The 22,446-nt window shown below is 39.0% G+C and carries 24 protein-coding genes; 23 read left to right on the top strand and 1 reads right to left on the bottom strand.

Annotated features, from left to right (window positions below):
• The first annotated feature begins 35 nt into the window (after window positions 1-35).
• The 16 genes from aroC to AC1MGI_RS17050 all read left to right on the top strand — a co-directional run bounded on the left by aroC (window position 36) and on the right by AC1MGI_RS17050 (window position 15,046).
• Window positions 36-1,208: a chorismate synthase gene (gene aroC / locus AC1MGI_RS17125; protein WP_400623164.1), complete on the top strand. Its 1,173-nt coding sequence runs from the start codon at window positions 36-38 to the stop codon at window positions 1,206-1,208.
• Between the two features lie 3 nt (window positions 1,209-1,211).
• Window positions 1,212-2,291 (top strand): 3-dehydroquinate synthase, encoded by a 1,080-nt coding sequence (gene aroB / locus AC1MGI_RS17120; RefSeq protein ID WP_480346490.1) that lies wholly within the window; start codon window positions 1,212-1,214, stop codon window positions 2,289-2,291.
• Window positions 2,292-2,332: 41 nt separating this feature from the next.
• A complete protein-coding gene (gene aroH, locus AC1MGI_RS17115) occupies window positions 2,333-2,695 on the top strand; it encodes a chorismate mutase (RefSeq protein WP_480349842.1) in 363 nt (120 codons plus the stop codon).
• Window positions 2,696-2,744: 49 nt separating this feature from the next.
• Entirely contained in the window at window positions 2,745-3,857 is a 1,113-nt protein-coding gene (gene hisC / locus AC1MGI_RS17110; protein ID WP_480346488.1) for a histidinol-phosphate transaminase, read from the top strand.
• 135 nt (window positions 3,858-3,992) lie between these two features.
• Complete coding sequence (locus AC1MGI_RS17105) at window positions 3,993-5,096, top strand: prephenate dehydrogenase (protein ID WP_480346486.1); 1,104 nt, start codon at window positions 3,993-3,995, stop codon at window positions 5,094-5,096.
• A gap of 30 nt (window positions 5,097-5,126) precedes the next feature.
• The gene (aroA, locus tag AC1MGI_RS17100; RefSeq protein WP_480346485.1) at window positions 5,127-6,413 is read left to right on the top strand and encodes a 3-phosphoshikimate 1-carboxyvinyltransferase; all 1,287 of its coding nucleotides are present in this window, start codon (window positions 5,127-5,129) and stop codon (window positions 6,411-6,413) included.
• A 266-nt stretch (window positions 6,414-6,679) separates the two neighbouring features.
• Complete coding sequence (locus AC1MGI_RS17095; RefSeq protein ID WP_480346483.1) at window positions 6,680-7,552, top strand: hypothetical protein; 873 nt, start codon at window positions 6,680-6,682, stop codon at window positions 7,550-7,552.
• A gap of 31 nt (window positions 7,553-7,583) precedes the next feature.
• The gene (locus AC1MGI_RS17090; protein WP_480346482.1) at window positions 7,584-8,843 is read left to right on the top strand and encodes a tetratricopeptide repeat protein; all 1,260 of its coding nucleotides are present in this window, start codon (window positions 7,584-7,586) and stop codon (window positions 8,841-8,843) included.
• A gap of 54 nt (window positions 8,844-8,897) precedes the next feature.
• Window positions 8,898-9,434: a ReoY family proteolytic degradation factor gene (locus tag AC1MGI_RS17085; protein ID WP_480349840.1), complete on the top strand. Its 537-nt coding sequence runs from the start codon at window positions 8,898-8,900 to the stop codon at window positions 9,432-9,434.
• A gap of 526 nt (window positions 9,435-9,960) precedes the next feature.
• Window positions 9,961-10,413: a YpiF family protein gene (locus AC1MGI_RS17080; RefSeq protein WP_480346480.1), complete on the top strand. Its 453-nt coding sequence runs from the start codon at window positions 9,961-9,963 to the stop codon at window positions 10,411-10,413.
• Between the two features lie 160 nt (window positions 10,414-10,573).
• Complete coding sequence (locus tag AC1MGI_RS17075) at window positions 10,574-11,080, top strand: QcrA and Rieske domain-containing protein (protein WP_480346478.1); 507 nt, start codon at window positions 10,574-10,576, stop codon at window positions 11,078-11,080.
• Between the two features lie 3 nt (window positions 11,081-11,083).
• Entirely contained in the window at window positions 11,084-11,758 is a 675-nt protein-coding gene (gene qcrB, locus AC1MGI_RS17070; RefSeq protein WP_400623147.1) for a menaquinol-cytochrome c reductase cytochrome b subunit, read from the top strand.
• A gap of 147 nt (window positions 11,759-11,905) precedes the next feature.
• Complete coding sequence (locus AC1MGI_RS17065) at window positions 11,906-12,670, top strand: c-type cytochrome (RefSeq protein ID WP_480346476.1); 765 nt, start codon at window positions 11,906-11,908, stop codon at window positions 12,668-12,670.
• A gap of 181 nt (window positions 12,671-12,851) precedes the next feature.
• A complete protein-coding gene (lhaT, locus tag AC1MGI_RS17060; protein WP_480346474.1) occupies window positions 12,852-13,442 on the top strand; it encodes a lipoprotein heptaprenylglyceryl N-acetyltransferase LhaT in 591 nt (196 codons plus the stop codon).
• 77 nt (window positions 13,443-13,519) lie between these two features.
• Complete coding sequence (gene ypjB / locus AC1MGI_RS17055) at window positions 13,520-14,314, top strand: sporulation protein YpjB (protein WP_480346472.1); 795 nt, start codon at window positions 13,520-13,522, stop codon at window positions 14,312-14,314.
• Window positions 14,315-14,368: 54 nt separating this feature from the next.
• A complete protein-coding gene (locus tag AC1MGI_RS17050) occupies window positions 14,369-15,046 on the top strand; it encodes a zinc metallopeptidase (protein ID WP_480346470.1) in 678 nt (225 codons plus the stop codon).
• A 283-nt stretch (window positions 15,047-15,329) separates the two neighbouring features.
• Here AC1MGI_RS17050 and AC1MGI_RS17045 read toward each other — a convergent pair whose 3' ends face one another.
• A complete protein-coding gene (locus tag AC1MGI_RS17045; RefSeq protein WP_403070618.1) occupies window positions 15,330-16,202 on the bottom strand; it encodes a YitT family protein in 873 nt (290 codons plus the stop codon).
• Window positions 16,203-16,786: 584 nt separating this feature from the next.
• On the opposite strand from AC1MGI_RS17045, the gene AC1MGI_RS17040 reads away from it, so the two are divergent.
• The 7 genes from AC1MGI_RS17040 to AC1MGI_RS17010 are packed head-to-tail and all read left to right on the top strand — an operon-like array spanning window position 16,787 to window position 22,387.
• Window positions 16,787-17,134: a nucleotide pyrophosphohydrolase gene (locus AC1MGI_RS17040; RefSeq protein ID WP_480346468.1), complete on the top strand. Its 348-nt coding sequence runs from the start codon at window positions 16,787-16,789 to the stop codon at window positions 17,132-17,134.
• 5 nt (window positions 17,135-17,139) lie between these two features.
• Window positions 17,140-17,940: a 4-hydroxy-tetrahydrodipicolinate reductase gene (gene dapB / locus AC1MGI_RS17035; RefSeq protein WP_062183107.1), complete on the top strand. Its 801-nt coding sequence runs from the start codon at window positions 17,140-17,142 to the stop codon at window positions 17,938-17,940.
• An 18-nt stretch (window positions 17,941-17,958) separates the two neighbouring features.
• Window positions 17,959-18,366 (top strand): methylglyoxal synthase, encoded by a 408-nt coding sequence (locus AC1MGI_RS17030; RefSeq protein WP_480346466.1) that lies wholly within the window; start codon window positions 17,959-17,961, stop codon window positions 18,364-18,366.
• 1 nt (window position 18,367) lies between these two features.
• Window positions 18,368-19,072 carry a bacillithiol biosynthesis deacetylase BshB1 gene (gene bshB1 / locus AC1MGI_RS17025; RefSeq protein WP_480346464.1) on the top strand — a complete coding sequence of 235 codons (705 nt, stop codon included), beginning with the start codon at window positions 18,368-18,370 and terminating at the stop codon, window positions 19,070-19,072.
• 1 nt (window position 19,073) lies between these two features.
• Complete coding sequence (bshA, locus tag AC1MGI_RS17020) at window positions 19,074-20,201, top strand: N-acetyl-alpha-D-glucosaminyl L-malate synthase BshA (protein ID WP_480346463.1); 1,128 nt, start codon at window positions 19,074-19,076, stop codon at window positions 20,199-20,201.
• Window positions 20,202-20,216: 15 nt separating this feature from the next.
• Window positions 20,217-21,416 carry a CCA tRNA nucleotidyltransferase gene (locus AC1MGI_RS17015; protein ID WP_480346462.1) on the top strand — a complete coding sequence of 400 codons (1,200 nt, stop codon included), beginning with the start codon at window positions 20,217-20,219 and terminating at the stop codon, window positions 21,414-21,416.
• Window positions 21,401-22,387, top strand: coding sequence for a biotin--[acetyl-CoA-carboxylase] ligase (locus AC1MGI_RS17010; protein WP_480346460.1), 987 nt, complete (start codon window positions 21,401-21,403; stop codon window positions 22,385-22,387). Before AC1MGI_RS17015 ends, AC1MGI_RS17010 begins: the two co-directional genes overlap by 16 nt.
• Window positions 22,388-22,446 lie beyond the last annotated feature (59 nt).

The raw sequence follows: 22,446 nt of genomic DNA, 5'->3' as shown, positions 1-22,446 counted from the left end.
AAAATCCTTTAACGGTTTAAATGGGGGCAGAGAAAATGAGATATTTAACAGCAGGCGAATCGCATGGTCCACAGTTAACGACAATTATTGAAGGACTTCCAGCAGGAATGCCGATTACAGCCGAAGATATTAATAATGAGCTAGCGCGTCGACAAAAAGGGCATGGTCGCGGAAGAAGGATGCAAATTGAGAAAGATGAAGCCTTTATCGCATCTGGAATCAGACATGGCTATACGCTTGGCTCTCCAGTGGCTCTTGTTGTTGAAAATAATGATTGGAAGCATTGGACAAAAATTATGGGTAGCGAACCCATCTCTGCTGAAGAAGCGGAAGAGGTCAAACGAAAAATCACAAGACCACGACCAGGACATGCAGATTTAAATGGTGGGATTAAATATGGTCACAGAGATTTACGAAATGTACTTGAGCGATCGTCAGCAAGGGAAACGACAGTCAGAGTGGCAGCGGGAGCAGTTGCAAAAAAACTCCTTTCTTTGCTAGGGATTGAAGTTGCATCACATGTGATTGAAATTGGCGGAATCAAAGCAAATCCGACTCCGTATTCTTCGATTAAAGAATTACAGCAAATCTCGGAAGATTCCCCTGTTCGCTGTTTGGATAAAGAAGTGGAACAGAGCATGATGGATGCCATTGATCAAGCGAAGAAAAATGGCGATTCTATCGGTGGAGTTGTCGAAGTAATTGTCGAAGGAATGCCGGTGGGCGTTGGCAGCTACGTACATTACGATCGTAAATTGGATGCTAAACTAGCTGGAGCAATCGTAAGTATTAATGCGTTTAAAGGTGCAGAGATTGGAATTGGCTTTGAAGCAGCTCATTTATTTGGCAGTCAGGTTCATGACGAGATCGCATGGGATGCGGAACAAGGTTATTATAGAAAAACAAATCGTTTAGGCGGTTTTGAAGGTGGAATGACAACGGGCATGCCGATTGTTGTACGTGGTGTCATGAAACCAATTCCAACTTTATATAAACCGTTAAAAAGTGTTGACATTGATACGAAGGAAGAGTTTGCAGCAAGCGTGGAGCGTTCTGACAGCTGTGCAGTTCCAGCAGCAGCAGTAGTCGCAGAAGCAGCAATAGCATGGGAATTAGCATGTGCAATCGTTGAACAGTTCCCATCTGACCGATATAGTCAATTATCCGAATATATCGAGCAATACCGTCAAGAAGTAAAGGAGTTTTAAGCGATGGAATCAATCGATATTAAAACTCCTTCCAAAGAGTACCCTGTTTTTTTAGGAAATCATGTAATGGAGCAACTTCCGTTATTTTTAGAAAAAAATCATTCGGATATTACGAAAATATTGATTATTAGTGATGAAAAGGTAGCGAGCATTCATTTACGTACAGTGAAAGAATTGGCAGAAAAAACAGGAAAACAAGTATTGGAATATATAGTTCCAGAAGGGGAACATGCAAAGACATTTGATGTGTTTTATCAATGTCAAAGCTTTGCCCTTGCGAATGGGTTAAACAGAAAATCGATGATTCTGGCTTTGGGTGGTGGAGCTGTCGGCGATGTTGCTGGATTCGTTGCAGCGACATTTATGAGAGGGATCCCATTTATTCAGCTGCCTACGACATTGCTTGCTCATGATAGTGCAGTGGGTGGGAAAGTTGCGATCAATCATCCAGAAGGAAAAAATATGATTGGCGCTTTTCATCAGCCGGAAGCGGTTTTCTATGAGTTATCTTTTTTACATACGTTACCGATAAAGGAACTACGATCAGGTTTCGCTGAGGTCATTAAACATGCGCTTATTCAAGATCCGGATTTTTACAAATGGCTTCTTACAGAAATTCAAGATTTACAAGCTATCACAGATGAACAATATCTTTACATGATCAAAAGAGGTATTGAAATTAAAGCTTCGATTGTCAAAGAAGATGAGAAGGAAAATGGAGTGCGTGCTTATTTGAATTTCGGGCATACATTAGGTCATGCAGTGGAAGGATTAATGGGCTACGGCAATTTCACACATGGCGAAGCTGTTTTAATTGGCTGTGTGTACGCATTGAAACTAAGTCAATACAAAGAAGGACTAAATTTTGATTTAGTGGAATTTATGGAGTGGGTGCAATCATTAGGATACTCTACCAATATTCCGAAGCAACTTGATCACACATCATTAATCCAGAAAATGAAAAAAGATAAAAAAACAATTTCCGATACGATTACATTTGTTTTGCTGAACGAGATAGGATCTCCAATATTAGCAGAAATCAATGATGAGATCATTCAGAAGCAGTTAGAATTGATATTCTAAAATTAATAAAAGAAATATAAAAGGCTGGAGAGTGAATGACAATGATAAGAGGAGTTAGGGGAGCTACGACAGTTCTGCATGATGAAGAACAAGAAGTTATACAAGCGGTAGAAACACTTCTAGTTGAAATGATTCAGGAAAATGAGATTCATCCTGAAAAGGTAGCATCGGTTTTCGTTTCAGTTACTGAAGAATTACAATCAACTTTTCCGTCAAAAGCACTTAGAAATATCGAGGGATGGAAATATGTTCCGGTTGTTTGCATGCAGGAAATACCAGTTAAAGGATCGCTTCCTTTCTGTATTAGAATCATGTTGCATCTTAATACTGATAAAACGCAGCAAGAAATTCAACATGTATACCATGGTGAAGCAGTTGCATTACGACCTGATCTAAAGAATTAAAATAATAGAAGGCTAAGAATTTCTATATAAAAAAATGAGGTGTAAGAAAATGAAGTGGAATCAATCAGTATTATCATTAAAACCGTATCAACCAGGAAAATCAACGGATGCAGTAAGAAGAGAGTATGGTCTGGATGAAATTGTGAAGCTTGCTTCCAACGAAAATCCATTTGGCTGTTCAGAACAAGTAAAACAAGTCCTATCAGAATTCGCTTCTTCATTAGCGATATATCCGGATGGTTATGCGACTACACTTCGAGAAGCGGTGGCTAAACACACAGGTGTGAAGGAAACACAGCTTATTTTTGGGAATGGTTCAGATGAAAATATTCAAATCATTTCTCGGAGTTTGTTAAGTGAAGGAAAGAATACGGTTATGGCGACACCAACTTTTTCCCAATACAAGCATAACGCCATTTTGGAACATGCTGAAATTCGCGAAATTCCATTAATTGATGGGGATCATGATTTAGAAGGAATGCTAAATGCTATTGACGAAAATACAGCAGTCGTATGGGTGTGTACACCTAATAACCCGACTGGTACATATATCGGTGAAAAGCAGCTTCGTGAATTTCTTGAGAAAGTTCCAGAAGATGTTCTCGTTGTCCTCGATGAAGCATATGCAGAGTATGTTGTGGCAGAAGATTATCCGCAGACGAATTCATGGCCTACTACATACAAAAACTTAATCATTTTACGTACTTTTTCAAAGGCGTATGGTTTAGCGAGTATGAGGATTGGCTACGGAATAGCGGATGAAGAAGTGATTCAAAAGCTGGATCCTGCAAGACAGCCATTTAACGCAAACACACTAGGTCAAGCAGCTGCTATTGCCGCTATTTCTGATCAAGATTTTATTGCGCATTGTAGTATTGAAAATCGACAGGGACTTGCCCAATATGTTAGTTTTTGTGAATCTGAAAACTTATTTTATTATCCGTCACAAACGAACTTTATTTTGATTGATTTTAAAGTAGACGCTGACCAACTATTTCAACATTTATTAGAGCGTGGTTATATCGTGCGTTCTGGTAAATTCCTTGGCTTCCCTACTAGCCTAAGAATTACAGTCGGCACTAAGGAACAGAATGAAGGAATGATTGCTGTTCTAAAAGAATTCACGGCACAACAAGCAGCCGTTCTCAGCAAGAATAATTAAGAGAACCATTGAAATGAATGATTATAAAGGTGGGCGCTGTGCCATAACGAAAATGATGGTAAGTTGCTCACCCTTTTTAAAAGATGCTTTTAGAATGGATCGTTAGGATTTTAAAGAATGAAGCAGGTGGCATGAATGAACGGAAATGTATGTGTAATCGGTCTTGGTTTAATAGGTGGATCGCTTTCGATGGCGATTAAACATGAACATCCGGAGGTAAACATTGTAGGGTTTGACCGGGATGATAACAACGCTCATTTGGCAAAAATTCTTGGAATTATTGATGAAATGACTCCATCAATTGAATGGGGTGTACAAGAAGCTGACCTTATTATTCTAGCCGTACCAGTCAATGAAACAGAGCGAATTATCGCCGAGTTGGCAAACATGAACTTAAAAAAGGACTGCATCGTGACTGATGCCAGTAGCACAAAAGGTTCAGTTGCAAGAGCGGCATCAAGATTACTAGATAAAGGAATTACGTTCATTGGAGGACATCCAATGGCAGGCTCCCATAAAAGTGGTGCTGGTGCTGCTAAGCTTCAATTATTCGAGAATGCTTTTTATTTATTAACCCCAGCAGAGGGAACTCTTGATTCAGACATCGATAGACTCAAAGCATGGTTAAAAGGAACAAAAGCTAACTTCTTACTCGTAACACCGGATAATCATGATTTATTAACGGGTGTCATCAGCCATTTTCCACATATTATTGCTTCAGGGCTCGTCAAACAAGCAGAACATTACAGTATTAGAAATCCGCTCGTCTCGCGTTTGGCAGCAGGAGGATTCCGGGATATCACAAGAATCGCGTCAAGCAGTCCAGAAATGTGGCGGGATATTCTTATTCATAATAAATCAGTATTAGTTGAATTAATGGATAACTGGATCGAAGAAATGGTTCAAGTGAAAGATTTGATCACGTCTGAGGATCGTGACGGTATTTATCGTTTTTTTCAGGAAGCCAAAGAGTTTCGTGATGATCTTCCTGTCCATGGAAAAGGAGCGATACCTGCTTATTACGATTTATATATTGATGTTCCGGATTATCCTGGTGTGATTTCGGAAATTACGGGATACTTTGCAAAAGAAGAGATAAGCATTACCAATATTCGAATTGTCGAGACAAGAGAAGATATATTTGGAGTCTTAGTTGTTAGCTTTCAAACAGATGTAGATCGGACAAAAGCCGCTGCATGTATAAAAAAATATACAAGTTTCGATACCATTCTCGTATAATGTCGGAATAATTATAAAGGAGATCAGTAGATGGCTACACAAACATTACAAACAAACATTGCATCACTAAAAGGAACTTTATCTATACCAGGGGATAAATCCATTTCACATCGTTCGATCATGTTTGGTGCTTTGGCGGAAGGGGTTACCAAAATTGAAAACTTTCTTCCAGGAGCGGATTGTATAAGTACGATCGATTGCTTTTCTAAATTAGGTGTCAGCATTCAGCAGAATGGCGACCGTGTCGAAGTAATCGGCAAGGGTTTTTCAGGGTTAAAAGCACCAAGTGAAGTTCTTGATGTAGGTAATTCTGGTACAACGATTCGGCTTATGCTCGGAATCTTGGCAGGACAGGCTTTTCAGGCGGAGTTGATTGGCGATGATTCAATTGGGAAACGTCCAATGACACGAGTGGTGAATCCTTTGAAGCAAATGGGAGCGGATATTGAAGGTAGGAATAACGGTGAATTTACACCACTTTTGGTTAATGGAACTGAACTTAAAGGAATTCGGTATGAGCTTCCCGTAGCAAGCGCACAGGTGAAGTCTGCGATCATCTTAGCTGGTCTTCAAGCTAAAGGTACGACAACTATTGTTGAACCTGAAAAAACACGTGACCACACTGAGCGAATGATTGTCCAATTTGGTGGGAAAGTGGAAAGAAAGGGAAATGAAATTAGTGTTGAAGGTGGCCAAAGTTTTCAAGGCACTTCCGTTTATGTTCCTGGAGATATATCTTCAGCAGCCTTTTTCATGGTGGCCGCTGCGATTACACCTAATAGTGAAGTTAAGCTATTAAACGTAGGCTTAAATCCTACCCGTACCGGAATTATTGACGTGCTAGAACGAATGGGTGCAGATATCGAGATTGAACCAGTCCATGAAAAAGGCGAGCCGTACGGTCATATCACAGTACGTTCCTCCAAACTTCATGCCATTACGATTGAAGGAGATTTAATCCCACGTTTAATCGATGAAATTCCTGTTATCGCTCTGTTAGCTGTTAGAGCAGAAGGAACGACCGTCATTAAGGATGCAGCAGAATTGAAAGTGAAAGAAACGAACCGGATTGATACAGTTGCAGATGAACTAACACGTCTAGGAGCTAAAATCAAGCCAACTGAAGATGGTTTAGTCATTACAGGAGGTTCACCAATACATGGTGGTGAAGTTTCAAGTCATGGAGATCACCGCATTGGTATGATGCTAGCAATTGCAGGATTAGTTGCGAGTGATGAAATAATCCTCACTGATTCAAAGGCGATAGAAGTTTCATATCCTCAGTTTTTTGACCATTTGACAACATTAATAAAATAAGATAATTGTGATGATTCAACCAAATTAACCTTTCGAATGGGGAAGGTCTTAAATTAGGTTGAATCATCATTTTCTGTGGAAAAGGGGCGGGGCTTCGCAAAATCAGCTCGGCACCGCCACCTTTATAAGGCGATACAATTTAAGAACCTGAACCTTTTTTATCGCTGGCTTGGGATCAGATGCCAAAGGATGTTTTTTTATAAATGAACATATCTCTTGGTTCTTTTTCATAAGCTGGTCATAAGACAAGGCTAGGGAGGAGTTATATGTCGAATTATATCATTGATAAAGTAATGGTACGGCAAGATGGCAAGACGTCAAAGAAGTTCATTGTAGTGAAAGATGATCAAGTGGATTCTATTCACAACCCTGTCAATCAACTGAAAATGATGAAACAAAATCTGGAAAACTTTATTATGAGTCCTGTTATAACGACAGTCTTAAATGAATCGAAACTACCTGCCTCCCAGTCACTGTATAAACAGCGTGTGTTAAAAGGTGTTGGGATGATTTTAATTCCTGTAAAAGTTGCTTACGTATATCTCCTCACACCCTGTCTAGAAGAAATACGAAAACGTATGAAAGAATCACCACTTGATTATCTACTTGCCATTAAAGTTGCCCAAAATACGATCTCCCCAAAGCTCATGCAACGCTGTATTAAAGAACGTATCCCCGCTGTATTTGTGGAAATTACGGATTTAGATGAATTAAAACGGCTTCCATGGAGCTGGATTCGCCAATTTTCCTTTCCATATAATCCGACTTTTATCCCTATATTCAGACAAGAAACTGCAAATGACAAAGGGAAGACAATTTGGAATAAAATTATGACTGATGCCAAACTTTCACATAGTAAAGAGTCCCTTATTGAAGGTGCTCCTATCTCTATTCCAACATTAAAAAAAATTGGTTTGTATCCGATAAAAGGATATTTGCGTAATAATGGAGAATTAAGCTATAACTTATTTTATTCTTCGCACGATACAAGTGACTTCAATGGAATTTCAGAAGCGGAATATGATAAACTGGTTGTCACCGTGTTAAATGGGGAGGTTGTGAGGGCAGGGTCGACACTATCCTTTTCCGATAAAAAAGGATCTGAAATAAAAATCAGAATTCCTGGATTTTTAATATGAAGAAATTGTATGCAGGGGGAAGGTTTTTATAATGAACACAATTGAAAAAGTGCTCAGCAATCTAAAAAAAGGCGAATTAGAAGAAGCATTTCTACATATAAATCGAATAAAATCATCTGAAGCAATTGAAGAAATGCTCCTTTTAGCTGAAGAATTATTACAGCTGGGATTTATGGAGCAAGCAAAGGATTTATACGAACATTTACTTAAGCTCTTCCCTAATGAAGGAGAGCTAATCGTCACACTTGCTGAAATTCTCGTTGATCTGGACCAAGAAGATGAGGCATTCTTGTTGCTTGAAAAAATTAGCATGTCGGATGACATGTATCCAAGCGCTCTGCTCCTTTTAGCGGATTTATATCAAATGCAGGGAATGGATGAGGTCAGTGAGCGAAAGCTTAAACAAGCAAAGGAATTGCTACCAAACGAACCATTGATTGACTTTGCGTTAGCGGAACTGTATTACCAGCAAGGGAAGGATCATGCTGCTGTTGCGAATTATAAAGAGGTACTTAAGCAGCAAAAAGAAATTGGCGGTGTAAGTATTAACCAGCGATTAGCGCAGACCTTAAGTAATTTGGGTGAGTTTGAAGAAGCCATTCCTTTTTTTGAAAAGGCGTTAGAAGACAAACTCGAAATCAACACATTATTTGAATATGCATTAACGGCATACCAAGCAGCCATGTTTGAAACGGCGATTCAAAGGTTTACCGAGCTCAAGGAGTTAGATCCAGAGTATCATTCCCTTTATTTGTATCTTGCGAAGTCTTATGAAAGTCTAGAGCGTCTGGATGAAGCTCTAGAAACGGTAAGAGAGGGGATTCACAAGGATGAATTCAACAAAGAGCTGAATCTTTTTGGGGGTAAAATTGCTTTGAAAAAGGGTCTGACTAATGAGGCAGAATTGTTTTTCAGAGAAGCACTTGCCATTGATCCGGGCTATTTGGAGGCTACACTTACATTACTTAAGCTGTTCATGCATGAAGAAAAGTATGAGGATATCATTGAAACGATTGAAAGTGTTAGGAAATACGGGGAAGATGATCCGCAATTTGAATGGATGCTTGCTGTGAGCCTACAAAAAACCGAGCGTTACAAAGAAGCATTAATAAGCTTCCAAAAGGCTTATGAATTTTTTGCGAATAACCAAGATTTTTTAGAAGATTACGGATTCTTTTTAATTGAAGAAGGAGTACTAGCTACCTCTAGAGAAATATTTAATAAGCTTCTCGAACTGGATCCGGCAAATGATGAATATGTGCTGATTTTGGATCGATTAGCTGAAGAATAAAAAAGGGTAAGGATGCTGATTGATACAATATCTGTACAGAGGAGGGAACTCATGGTGGCAGCCCCTGTATCTGTTAACGAAAAGAAAGACTTTATTCGCTGGTTTTTAAATCATTATCAGTTGAAGCGCAGGGAATGTGTATGGATTTTGAATTATTTAATGAGCCATGATCAGTTAATGAAAAAGGTTCATTTTGTGGAAAGTGCTCAATACTGCCCACGAGGCTTGATTATGTCAACGCATTGTGTGGATGAGGCGCCTTTCCGATTTTATAAATCCAATATCATGACAACTGACGCAGAGAAGTCGTTTCATGATATCCGCCTTAATCGGGATGAAGACATCTACATCCAATTAAATTTTAAATCGGCCTACTCATCCTATCACTATGCCGCGGTTTTAGAAGAAAATCCATTTATGCCAAAAAGCACAGGGAGTAATGAGAGAGATAAGCTTATGGCAGAGAAGTTTCTAGAAAATTCGTTGGCGACATTCCAGAAAGAGCGGATATTAAAAGCGATCGATAATGCACTTGACCTGAATGATAAAGAAACTTTTTATTCATTAACAAAAGAACTGAATAAGCTGTAAAGGGATGTTTCAATTAAGTTATGTTTATCGTGATGTTGATTTGCTACCTAACGGGGAGACGTGTGAAATCACGGTATTACACCAATTAGTTTAAAATCATTATCAATTATGGATAACATAGCCTTCAATTAAAACGAAAAAGGTTGTCTAAAAGAAGGATCAGATCCTGACACTCTATACACCGTTTATTGCGTCATATACACGCATATAGACGAGATATAGTAGCTGTGGCGTCTGGTCCTTTTTTTATGGGACAACCTTATTTTTTAATTTCTGCGAAAACGCTACAAATAACTTTTCAGACTTTAAATTTAGTTCAAATGAGATCTCGAGCGCGCCATCTACTAAACATGATAATAGTTTAATTTGTAAAAATAGAATTAGGCGTTATTAAGCCAAATTTGTATCTGATACTAATTAATGAGTATTTTGTTAAAATGAAGGATTACTGGTAATGATATATGAAACAAGACTTAATCATGATAAAATGTTAGGAGATGATTGATAACTGCAAGGAGTGAGTAAATTGAAGTGGAATTATAAGGAAGTTGGGTTGTATCAAGAGTCGAAGGAATATGTGGACAGTCTAATCATTCCAATGAATCCGATTTCATTCGGAGTACAGATGAAACATTTTTCGTCCATGCATGAATTTATGGGAATATTAACGATGGAAGTCGAGAAGCAATTAAAAGGAAGACTTCTGTTAATGCCGGAGTTAACGTACTGGTCAGAAGGTCAGGACAAAGCAGATCTCATAGAAATATGGAAAGTGAAATTGGCGGAAACTGATTTCAAGCACGTTTTTTGGATTACATCTGACAGTGAGTGGAAAAGATATGAAGATGAGCTTCCAGGTTCACTCCTATGGATTCCTTCCATTAGGCTTGAACAATTAGAAGAAGGACAAGCAAGGCAGATGATGAACGATCAAGTGCACCAAATGCTCGATATGCTTACGCAAAGCTGGAATAAATAGCATTGGATACAAAGGTAATATACCACAATATTGCCATCATTTAGGGCCGACATATATTGACCTTGACGGAATATTGAGATATCATTGTAATGTCCTAGTTTTATAGTGTTGCTATTTATTGGTTAATTGGTTCAGAATAGTAATAGAGGGGGGGAAAAGCATGAGTAAGCGTAATGTTTCACGACGTCAGTTCCTTAATTACACTCTTACAGGTGTAGGCGGTTTCATGGCTGCAGGAATATTAATGCCAATGGTTCGATTCGCGATTGATCCAGTGTTGAAAGCAAGTGCATCAGGAGGATTTATCCCAACGAGTCAGAAAGTTTCGGAATTGACAGCGGAACCAATCCGAGTTGATTACACATTTGATCAAATCGATGGTTGGTACGAGTCCCAAGTGACGAATACGGCATGGGTATATAAAGCAGATGATGGTAAAATCGTTGCTCTATCACCTGTATGTAAGCACTTAGGATGTACTGTTGCTTGGAATACAGACAAAGAACATCCAGAACAATTTTTCTGCCCTTGTCACATGGGGAGATACGAAAAAAGTGGGGTAAACGTACCAGGAACTCCACCGATCAAACCGCTAGATGTTTATGAAACGCAGGAAAAAGACGGAATTCTTTATTTAGGGTTACTAAAACCGCATGAGGGGGCGTAATCATTGTTAAACAAGATTTATGATTGGGTTGACGAACGTTTAGACATTGCGCCCATATGGCGGGATATTGCTGACCATGAGGTTCCTGAACACGTAAACCCTGCACACCATTTTTCAGCATTTGTTTATTGTTTTGGGGGCTTGACCTTCTTCATTACAGTCATCCAAATTCTTTCAGGTATGTTCTTAACCATGTATTATGTACCTGATATCGTAAATGCATGGGAGTCTGTTTACTACTTACAAAACGAAGTGGCATTTGGACAAATTGTACGAGGTATGCATCACTGGGGAGCAAGTCTAGTTATTGTGATGATGTTCTTACATACTCTTCGGGTTTTCTTTCAGGGAGCTTATAAAAAACCACGTGAGCTTAACTGGGTTGTTGGAGTACTCATTTTCTTTGTCATGTTAGCTTTAGGTTTGACAGGTTATTTATTACCATGGGATATGAAAGCGGTTTTTGCTACAAAAGTTACATTAACAATCGCTGACTCTGTTCCATTGATTGGTCCAGCTATTAAAACATTAATTGCTGGAGATCCGACGATTGTTGGAGCACAGACGTTAACTCGTTTCTTTGCGATACATGTCTTCTTCTTACCGGCTGCACTTTTAGGGTTAATCGCTGCTCACTTCATAATGATCAGAAGACAAGGTATATCAGGACCATTGTAAGAAATGCAAAAGCGCTTTGATTAGAAATTAAGTTACTGCAATTGGACAAGCGTCTGACTCAAGTAGGTAGACTGTTTGCTTGGGATATAAAAGAAATTTATCTAGTAACCTAAATAATAACCTTTTCATAAAGGAGGGGGATTGTTCATGCATCGTGGAAAAGGTATGAAATTTGTAGGAGATTCTCGAATCTCAGCGGATAGTAAACCGTTTGTTCCGAAAGACTATTCGGAATATCCAGGTAAAACTGAAGCGTTTTGGCCGAATTTCCTATTGAAAGAATGGCTAGTTGGAGCCGTATTCCTTGTTGGTTTTCTTTGCTTAACGGCAGCGCACCCGTCGCCGCTTGAAAGAATTGCCGACCCGACAGATACTGCATATATTCCACTTCCTGACTGGTATTTCTTATTTCTTTACCAGTTGCTGAAGTATGCGTATGCTTCAGGTCCATTTAATATTGTAGGTGCTATCATTATTCCTACACTTGCATTTGGAGGATTGTTGCTTGCGCCGTTTCTTGACCGTGGTCCAGAGCGTCGTCCAACGAAACGTCCATTCGCAACTGGCTTCATGCTTTTAGCTATTGCTGGGGTTGTGTTCTTGACTTGGCAATCAGTTTATTACCATGATTGGGATAAAGCAGCTTCACAAGGGAAGATTGTTGAAGGTGTGGCAATTGATAAAGAGGCTGATGGATACAAAGCCCTTGAAGCAAATACTTGTCTTTCATGCCATGGCGCTGAATTGACGGGTGGAGCTGGTCCAGCACTTATCGATACTGGACATACTGCTGATGAAATTAAAGACATTGCCAAAAACGGTACTGGTGGAATGCCTGCTGGTATATTTAAAGGTTCTGATGAAGAACTAGAAGCTCTTGCTGATTTTCTTGTGAATTTATCGGCTAAATAATGTGTGAAGAAAGAGGACATCCCATAAGTAAGGGTCAGACCCTGCAACCACTACAAACAGTTTTTTAGGAAGTGTAAGTAACACTATCAACTGTGTGGTGGTAGCCTGGTCAGATCCTTTGGGACATCCTCTTTTTTGTCATTTCATTTACATGAATATCTTGAAAGAAAGAGGTATATATATGAATCTGATCTATCCGATTCTGGCAAATAAGAGGTTTATCATGATGTTGCTATTGATTAATATATTCGGAACATTGTATGGTTACATTTGGTATGGAAGCCAACTTACTGCTACTCCTACCATTTTTCTCCCATTCGTTCCAGATAGCCCAACTGCATCTTTGTTTTTTGTATTTGTTTTACTTGCATTTCTATTGAAAAAAAGCTGGGGACTAATGGAAGCACTTGCGATCATGACCCTTTTTAAATATGGAATGTGGGCAGTGGTGATGAATGTATTGACATTATATACGACAGGAGAACTTGCTTGGCAAGGATATATGCTGATAGCTTCTCACTTAGGAATGGCGATTCAAGGAATCTTATATTCACCATTTTATCGAATTAAGCCATGGCATTTTATTGTCGCAGGAATTTGGACTTTACATAATGACGTGATTGATTATGTTTTTGATATGATGCCGGTTTATCGAGATTTACTTGTACATATGAATGAAATAGGCTATTTTACATTTTGGCTCAGCTTGCTTTCGATATTTATTGCCTACTATTTTGGGTATAGAGAAAAAAGATTTACATTATCCCTTTGAAATTTTTGTGAAACGGTGGTCTACTCCATCTTCCATTCTCATATTGATTAATAGAGAAATAAGGAGGGACAAGGAGTATGGTGAAAAAAATCCTGGTGCTTGCACTGCTGCTAGTAATCACCGTTTCTTTTTATCAAGTTCGTGCTGAGCCTTCTAAAAGTATGGGGCAGTTGGATTCCATCTCCGACGAAGCACTAAGACTTGTAGAAATGAAACGATATAAAGAAACAGAGAAGATTCTTCAAAAGTTTTCAGCACGTTATCTGCTTTCAACAAAAGAAAAAGAGCTTTTTAGCATGGCTGAATTAAGAGTTGTTACTGCTGCTTATGATGATGCACTGGAAGTCGTTCAAACCTTAGAAAAAACAGATTCTGAAAAAATAAATGCTGTGACGAAGTTTCGATTAGTACTGGATGCCGTCAATTCGAATAACCAGCCATTGTGGATGGCTTTAGAAGATCCAATCATGGAGGCCTTTAATGAAGCAAAAGAAGCAGTTAAAGCAGGAGATTCAGAAGGGTTCAATGATGGGTTGAATGATTTGTTATCACAGTACAATCTCATATATCCAAGTTTAAAAGTTTCAGTGTCATCTGAGAGGCTTCAACAGCTTGATGCTCGTGTAACTTATATGGATCAATATCGTCCGGTTATGTTAATGATGGAGTCAAACGAACAGGAATGGGATGCATTGGAACAGGATTTAAAGTCTATATTTGATGAGCCCAATGAGGATGAAGCAGATCCATCGTTATGGTGGGTAATTATTTCAACAGGAAGCATTATTATCCTGACATTATCTTATGTAGGCTGGAGAAAATACAAAGGCAATGAGAAGGCAGAAAAGTCACGGAAAGATCACAATGTTTGACAGAGATGATCGCTACTTTTACAATTGAACTAATCATTCTTTTAGGAGGAAACAATGTTTTTACTTTACTTTGCGATTATCATCTTAGTCCCGCTATTCGCTCAAATGAAAGTGAAAAGCGCCTACAAAAAATATTCTAAAGTACCTGCTTCATCCAGAATGTCGGGAGCAGAGGTGGCAAGAAGAATTCTAGATTCAAATGGTTTGTATCATGTTACGGTAGAAGAAACTCGAGGGGTTCTGAGTGATCACTATGATCCGCGATCTAAAATAGTTCGCTTATCCTCAGATAATTATCACGGTCATTCTGTGGCAGGCGTTGCCATTGCGGCCCATGAGGTAGGTCATGCCATTCAGGATCAACAGAATTACTCACCGCTTCGTTTACGTCACACATTAGTACCAGTGGCCAATATTGGTTCGAATTTTTCATGGATCTTGATCATTATCGGTATGATAGCCCAGATGAGTAATTTTGTCTTACTTGGAATTGTTTTTATGGCAGCTGCTGTTGTATTCCAACTTGTGACGCTCCCGGTAGAATTTAATGCTTCATCCCGTGCGATGAATCAGGTTGTTACTCTAGGTGTTATTCGTAATGATGAAGAGCGTGAAACGAAAAAAGTATTGAATGCAGCAGCATTAACATATGTTGCGGCAGCCCTTGTAGCTGTACTTGAATTACTCCGTTTAGTTTTAATATACACGGGTATGACTAGAAGTGACGATTAGAAAAAAAGCAGCTCCTTAGGACCTGCTTTTTTTCATTGCTAAGCGTAATTATACGCAATTACTTTTGTGGATCACTTAATTAGTCTGTCTGAATCCGCCGAAAGTTTCTTACCCTTTGCAGTATGGTTCCACTTGATGATTAAGTTAATGAATGTTTGGATGAAAATACTGATTTTGAAGTGAGGGCATATTTTTAGAGAGTTTTATAGATGCTCCACCTTCATCCATAGAATGACTGCTGTTAAATTTGGATTGGGAATTCTGAGTGGATCAATGGGTATATTTACCGTTCGATTGGATTTTTATTCTCATCTAATGTAAACCCTTCTCCAAGTACATCGTGAACTTCACTGACAGATACGAAAGCATGTGGATCTACAGAAGTGATAATGTTCTTTAAACGGACAATTTCCGTTTTTCCAACGACACAGTATAGCACTTCCCGATCTTCCTTTGTAAATGAACCATACCCCTTTAGAACGGTAATCCCCCGTTCCATTTCCTTCATAATTTTTTTTGCAATTGCTTCGTTATTGCGACTAATGATCATCGCGCCACGAGCAGAATATGCGCCTTCCTGCATGAAGTCAATAACGCGAGCAGCGATAAAGACTGCAACGAGCGTGTACATTGCTTCACGATATTCAAGATAGGTAATAATGGAAATTAAGATAACGACCGCATCAAATAAAAACATTGTTCTACCCATATTATGTCCCCAATATCGATTGGCAAGCCTTGCGATAATATCAACGCCTCCAGTTGTACCTCCATAACGAAAGATGATACCGAGTCCTACACCGATAAAAACCCCTGCAAATAAAGCAACAAGCATTAAGTCATTTCCGAGAGTTAATTTAATTTCATTTCGTTCAAAAATCCAAAGCCAAAAGGAAACGCCAACTGTCCCGATAATGGTATATAGAAACGTGGTTCGACCAAGGAACTTCCAGCCGATGAAAAATAAAGGAATATTTAGAATAAGGTTCGTATAAGCTGGGTTAATTCCAGCTAATTGATATATAATCAAGGTAAGGCCAGTGAAACCGCCTTCTGCTAAGTGGTTTTGCATATTAAAGTGTACAAGACCAAAACCAAAAATAGCTGCGCCAAATAAAATGAACAAAATATTTTTAAATCTCAAACCGTATATCAAGCGTTTGACCTCCAATATCAATTATAATAAAGTGAAACTTCCGTTAGCAGTGACCTTTCGCTAATGATTAGTTGAACCAATCGGGGTTTTACAGGCTGTTTTTCAAAAGCTAGCAATTTTAATCTTTCGCAAGAGTATATTTGATGATAATTAATACAGTCTGTTAAACCGGGATAGAGTGAACCCCACTTAGGTGACATCTTAAATTCTATGAAATCAGGGTAAACGAGAATGTTCTTTATTATATCGAATTCTAATACTAGTTACAAACAATGGAAAATCAAGTGGAAATCCAACCAGTAGGGGCTTACTGCCTGTTAATGCGGGATAAACGAAAATCTTGTCATATAAGTGATTTTTGGCTAACATGGGGAAGAGATTCACTATAGAGGTTGTACAAAAAGTCCAGGGAAATTCACCGCAGAAAGAAAATTTTTTCCTTGTGCGGTCATAACTAAAGTTGATGTTTAGGACAAAACGTGTTATATGCCCCACTACCGTCCTCTTTGACTACAGTTTCTTGTCCTTTTTTAGCCTCCTCTTATAGCGCAGATTAATCTAAACTAGTTAGAAAGGGTGAGGGCATGGAACAGAAAAAAACCATGCAAGATCTTCAAAACGAAGTAGATCAATACATAAGTCAATTTAAGGAAGGCTATTTTAGTCCTTTAGCCATGCTTGCGAGAATGACCGAGGAACTAGGCGAGCTTTCTCGAGAAGTCAATCATTATTATGGTGAAAAGCCTAAGAAAACGACTGAAAAGGAAAATACAGTTGAAGAAGAATTGGGAGATCTCCTATTTGTTATCATTTGCTTTGCTAATTCTTTGAATATTGATTTAGCAAAAGCTCATGATCTTGTCATGCATAAATTTAAAACACGTGACAAAGACAGATGGACAAAAATTGATGAAGAGAAAAAAGGAGAATAAAGGCTATGGAAACAACTCGAATCATTGTGGCAGGACCACGTGGAAGAATGGGAAGTGAAGCAGTCAAGCTTGTTTTAGAAACGGCGGGCTTTGAATTAGTGGCAGTCATTGACCGTAAACATGATGGGGATAATTTAGGAAATCTTGACGGGTTCCAGGGAATCGATGCACCGATATATTCAGATATTGAGAAATGTTTTTCCTCAGTCAAAGCGGATGTATTAATCGATTTAACTACACCTGAAGTTGGGATGTTGCATACGGTTGCTGCTTTAAACCATGGGATTCGTCCGGTAGTTGGGACGACTGGTTTTAGTACAGAAGATTTAGCTGAATTGGAAGACCTAACAACTGAAAAAGGCTTAGGTTGTATTATTGCTCCGAACTTTGCGGTAGGTGCAGTATTGATGATGAAATTTTCACAAATGGCTGCTAAATACTTCTCAGACGTGGAAATTATTGAAATGCATCATGACAAAAAGCTTGATGCCCCGTCAGGTACAGGCGTAAAAACAGCGGAGATGATCAAAGCAGTTCGTGAACCAAAAGTACAAGGTCACCCTGAAGAAAAGGAAACGATGCAAGGGGCTCGTGGTGCGAATATAGATGGCATGCGTGTACATAGCGTACGCTTACCCGGGTTGATTGCTCATCAACAAGTGATGTTCGGTGAAAAAGGTCAAATGCTGACCATTCGTCATGACTCATTCGATCGCGTATCTTTCATGTCTGGTGTTAAGCTTGCAGTGGATTCTGTTATGAAACTGGATGTGCTTGTTTATGGTTTAGAGAATATTATTGAATAAAAGAGGGGGAGAATACCGATGAAAATTTCATTAATTGCCCATGATAATAAGAAAGAAGATATGATTCGATTTGTAACGGCGTATAGAGACATTTTTGAGCAACATGAATTGTTTGCAACTGGTACAACTGGTAGAAGAATTACCCAGGAGGTATCTCTTCCGGTTCATTGCTTTAACTCGGGACCGCTTGGGGGTGATCAAGAAATTGGTGCACTTGTATCACGTAATGAAATGGATATGATTCTATTCTTTCGTGATCCACTAACATCTCAGCCACACGAACCTGATGTGAATGCCTTAATCAGACTTTGTGATGTATATCAGGTACCACTCGCAACGAATATGGGGACTGCAGAAGTAATTATTAGAGGTCTAAAACACGGCTATTTAGACTGGAGAAAACTAGACGAAACAAAAGGTGAGTAAAATGGAAAAGAAAATAGATATATTAGCTTTTGGTGCCCATGCAGATGATGTTGAAATTGGCATGGGAGCCACGCTTGCTAAATTCGCAAAGCTAGGGAAGAAGATTGTCATTTGCGACTTAACAAAAGCGGAATTGTCTTCAAATGGGACAGTAGAGTTACGTCAGCAAGAAGCGCAAAATGCAGCAAAAATCCTTGGTGTTAAGCGAATTTCGCTAGACCTCCCAGATCGAGGTTTACAGTTGAAAGAAGAATACATACAAGAAATTACAAGTATTATCCGCAAATATCGACCAAGTTTGGTATTTGCACCTTATCGAGAAGACCGTCACCCTGACCACGGCAATTGTGCACAACTAGTAGAGGAAGCTGCTTTTTCAGCAGGTATCAGAAAATATATGGAAGAATCAGGTCAGACTGCCCATAAGATTGCTTCTCTTTATTTTTATATGATTAATGGCTTTCATAAGCCCGATTTTGTCGTTGATGTAACGGAAACGATGGATACAAAGCTTGAGAGTTTACGGACATATGCAAGTCAATTCCAACAGACGGATACAGCTATTGATACGCCACTTGTAAATGGGTATATCGAAACGGTGGAGGCAAGAGAGCGTCTCTTTGGAAAAGAAGTAGGCGTTACGTATGCGGAAGGATTTCTCTCGAAAAAACCATTATTACTTTCACAAGACCTAATAGGAGGATAACATGAAGTTGAAAATTGGTATTACATGTTACCCAACAGTCGGTGGGTCTGGAGTTGTAGCTACTGAGCTTGGCAAACTCCTTGCTGAGAAAGGGCATGAAATTCATTTCATTTCATCGAGTCTTCCTTTCCGGTTAAATAGAATGTATCACAATATTTATTATCATCAAGTTGAAGTGAATTCATATTCCGTTTTTCAATATCCGCCTTATGATTTAGCTTTGGCAAGCAAGATGGCAGAAGTCATTACGCGAGAAAAATTAGATGTTTTACACGTCCATTATGCGATACCTCATGCTGTATGTGCGATACTTGCCAAACAAATGGCGTGTCATGATGTGAAGATTGTCACAACATTGCATGGAACAGACATAACCGTTTTAGGGAATGACCCTTCATTAACGGAGCTAATTAAATTCGGAATTGAAAAATCGGATGTAGTAACGGCTGTATCAAACTCATTAGCGTTACAAACAAACGAATTACTAGCTCCAGATAAAGAAATAAGCACGGTTTATAATTTTATTGATGAACGAGTGTACCGTAAAACGGATTCTTCTAATCTCCGTCATGAATATAAAATAAGAGATTACGAAAAAGTAATCATCCATGTGTCCAATTTCAGGGCAGTAAAACGGGTAAAGGATGTTGTTCAAGCATTTGCTCTAATTAGAAAACAAATTTCCGCCAAGCTAATGCTTGTAGGGGATGGTCCTGAAATATCAGAAATCACCAAATTGATTAAACGTTTGGGACTAGATGCTGATGTTCTCTTGCTTGGGAAACAAGATAATCTTAACGAGTTATATTCGATCAGCGATCTCAACCTTTTGCTTTCAGAAAAAGAGAGCTTTGGACTTGTTCTACTTGAAGGTATGGCTTGTGGTGTTCCCGCCATCGGAACGAATGTAGGTGGCATTCCTGAAGTAATTGTTGATGGAGAAACTGGCTTTATATGTCGTGTAGGTGATATTGAAGCGATTGCGGAGAAGGCGGTTTTACTTTTACAAGATGGCCAGCTTCACAATCAATTTAGCAGAGCCGGAATCATGGCAGTCGAAACGAAATTCCATTCCAATACGATCACTAAACAATATGAAGCGATTTACAGAAAACTGTTAAATCGGTAGGGGTGACAATGAACTTTGGATCAATTATTTACAGAGGCGATTCCAGTTATCGCTGCTATAGAAGAAGCTGGATATGAAGCCTATTTTGTTGGAGGATCTGTGCGCGATTCGCTAACAGGAAGATTGAGTAATGATGTGGATATAGCAACCTCTGCCACTCCCAACGAAGTAAAAGCTATTTTCCCAAAAACAGTAGATGTAGGAATTGCGCATGGTACGATTCTTGTCTTACATGAATCAGGAAATTACGAAGTGACGACCTTTAGAACAGAAAGCGGATATTCTGATTTTCGCCGACCTGACGAGGTGAACTTTGTCCGTTCATTAAGAGAGGATTTGCAACGGCGAGATTTTACGATGAATGCGATCGCGATGGACCGTAAAGGAAAATTAATTGACCCGTTTGGTGGTAAAGAAGCGATTCAAAAACAGGAAGTTGTAACGGTCGGGAATCCTGATGAACGGTTTACTGAAGATGGGCTTAGGATGATGAGAGCAATCCGATTTGTAAGTCAGCTTAGCTTCAAATTAAATCTTGATACATATGTATCATTAAAGAAACATGTTCATCTAATGGAACATATTTCAGTGGAACGGATTCTTGTTGAATTTGAAAAGCTATTATTAGGTGTGGAGCGAAAGAAAAGCATAGAGTTGGTCGTGGATTCTTGCTTGTATGACTATCTGCCAGGATTTAAATCTTATAAAAGTCAATTAGAGCGAGTTGGGACGTACTCTATCGAGGAGCTTAAAAATATAGAAGAATTATGGGGAATCCTACTCGTTCTATTAGACATAGAAAACATAGAGTCATTTTTAAGAAACTGGAAAATGCCAATGAAAAATATTCGTTTTATTCAATCTGTCGTCAGACTGGTAAAACAAGATCCCTCTTTTCTGCAAGATAAGTTCCTTCTTTTTAAAGAGGGTGAAAAAGCGGCCGTATCGGCAGCTTCAGTAAGAGCTGTTCTGGAAAATACAAATGTACAAAATGCGATAAATACTGTGAAAGAAACGTATAAGGACCTAATAATTAAATCGATGTCTGAGCTTGCTTTGACAGGACATGATCTACTCGCTTGGTCATCTGACAGAAAACCCGGACCATGGGTGAAGGAAGCTATGGATGGTGCTTTGCAAATGGTACTGACGGGGAAAGTGGCTAACGACAAAGTAGCAATAAAGGAGTGGCTTAACACGTGCAATCTGATGTGAGGAAAAAAATAATTGATGCTTTCTCAAATGCATTTGGTAGCTTTGTTTCTGGCCAAGAAATTGCTGATTATGTCGGTTGTTCTCGGACAGCAGTGTGGAAGCATATCGAGGAATTGAGAAATGAAGGCTACGTACTTGAAGCAATTCGGAATAAAGGTTACCGAATCATTTCTGCACCTGGAAATGTAACGAGCAACGAAATTCAAATTGGCCTGCAAACAACTACATTTGGCCAAAACATTCATTATGAAGAGAGCGTCGATTCTACTCAAAAAATCGCCAATCGTCTTGCTAACGAGGGGGCGGTAGAAGGAACAATTGTGATTGCTGAAGAACAAACCTTAGGGAAAGGTCGATTATCTCGCAATTGGCATTCGCCAAAATTTACTGGAATCTGGATGAGCTTGATTCTAAGGCCAAAAATCCCTTTTCATGAAGCTCCACAATTGACCTTGCTTGCGGCAGTTGCAGTGGCTCAAGCGATCGAGGATGTCACCGATCTCTCGCCAGAGATCAAATGGCCGAATGATTTATTGATTAGAGGGAAAAAGGTGACGGGAATATTAACAGAGCTTCAGGCGGAATCTGATCGTATTCATTCTGTCATTGTTGGCATCGGAGTAAATGTAAATCAGAAGCTCAGTGATTTTCCTGAGGAACTACAGAATACTGCGACATCTTTGTTTATTGAATCAGGAAAAAGTATCTCGCGATCAACTTTAATTCAGCAAATCCTTCGTAATATGGAAAAACTGTATTCTACATATTTGAAACATGGATTTAACCCAGTGAAACTTCTATGGGAAAGCTATGCAGTTTCACTTGGGAAAGAACTAAAAGCGACAACTGTGAATGAAACGATTATTGGTAAAGCGCTTGGGATTACTGATAGTGGTGTTTTGCTTTTAGAAGACAAATTCGGGAAGGTTCATCATATTTATTCAGCAGATGTTACAATTCCGCATCAATAAGTGGTCGCACGTTACTATAGAATATATTTGATAAAGTTGATATAATGCTTTTGGGCAGT

This window comes from Peribacillus sp. BM1 (assembly GCF_056679975.1).
This window is presented reverse-complemented; position numbering and strand designations above follow the sequence as displayed.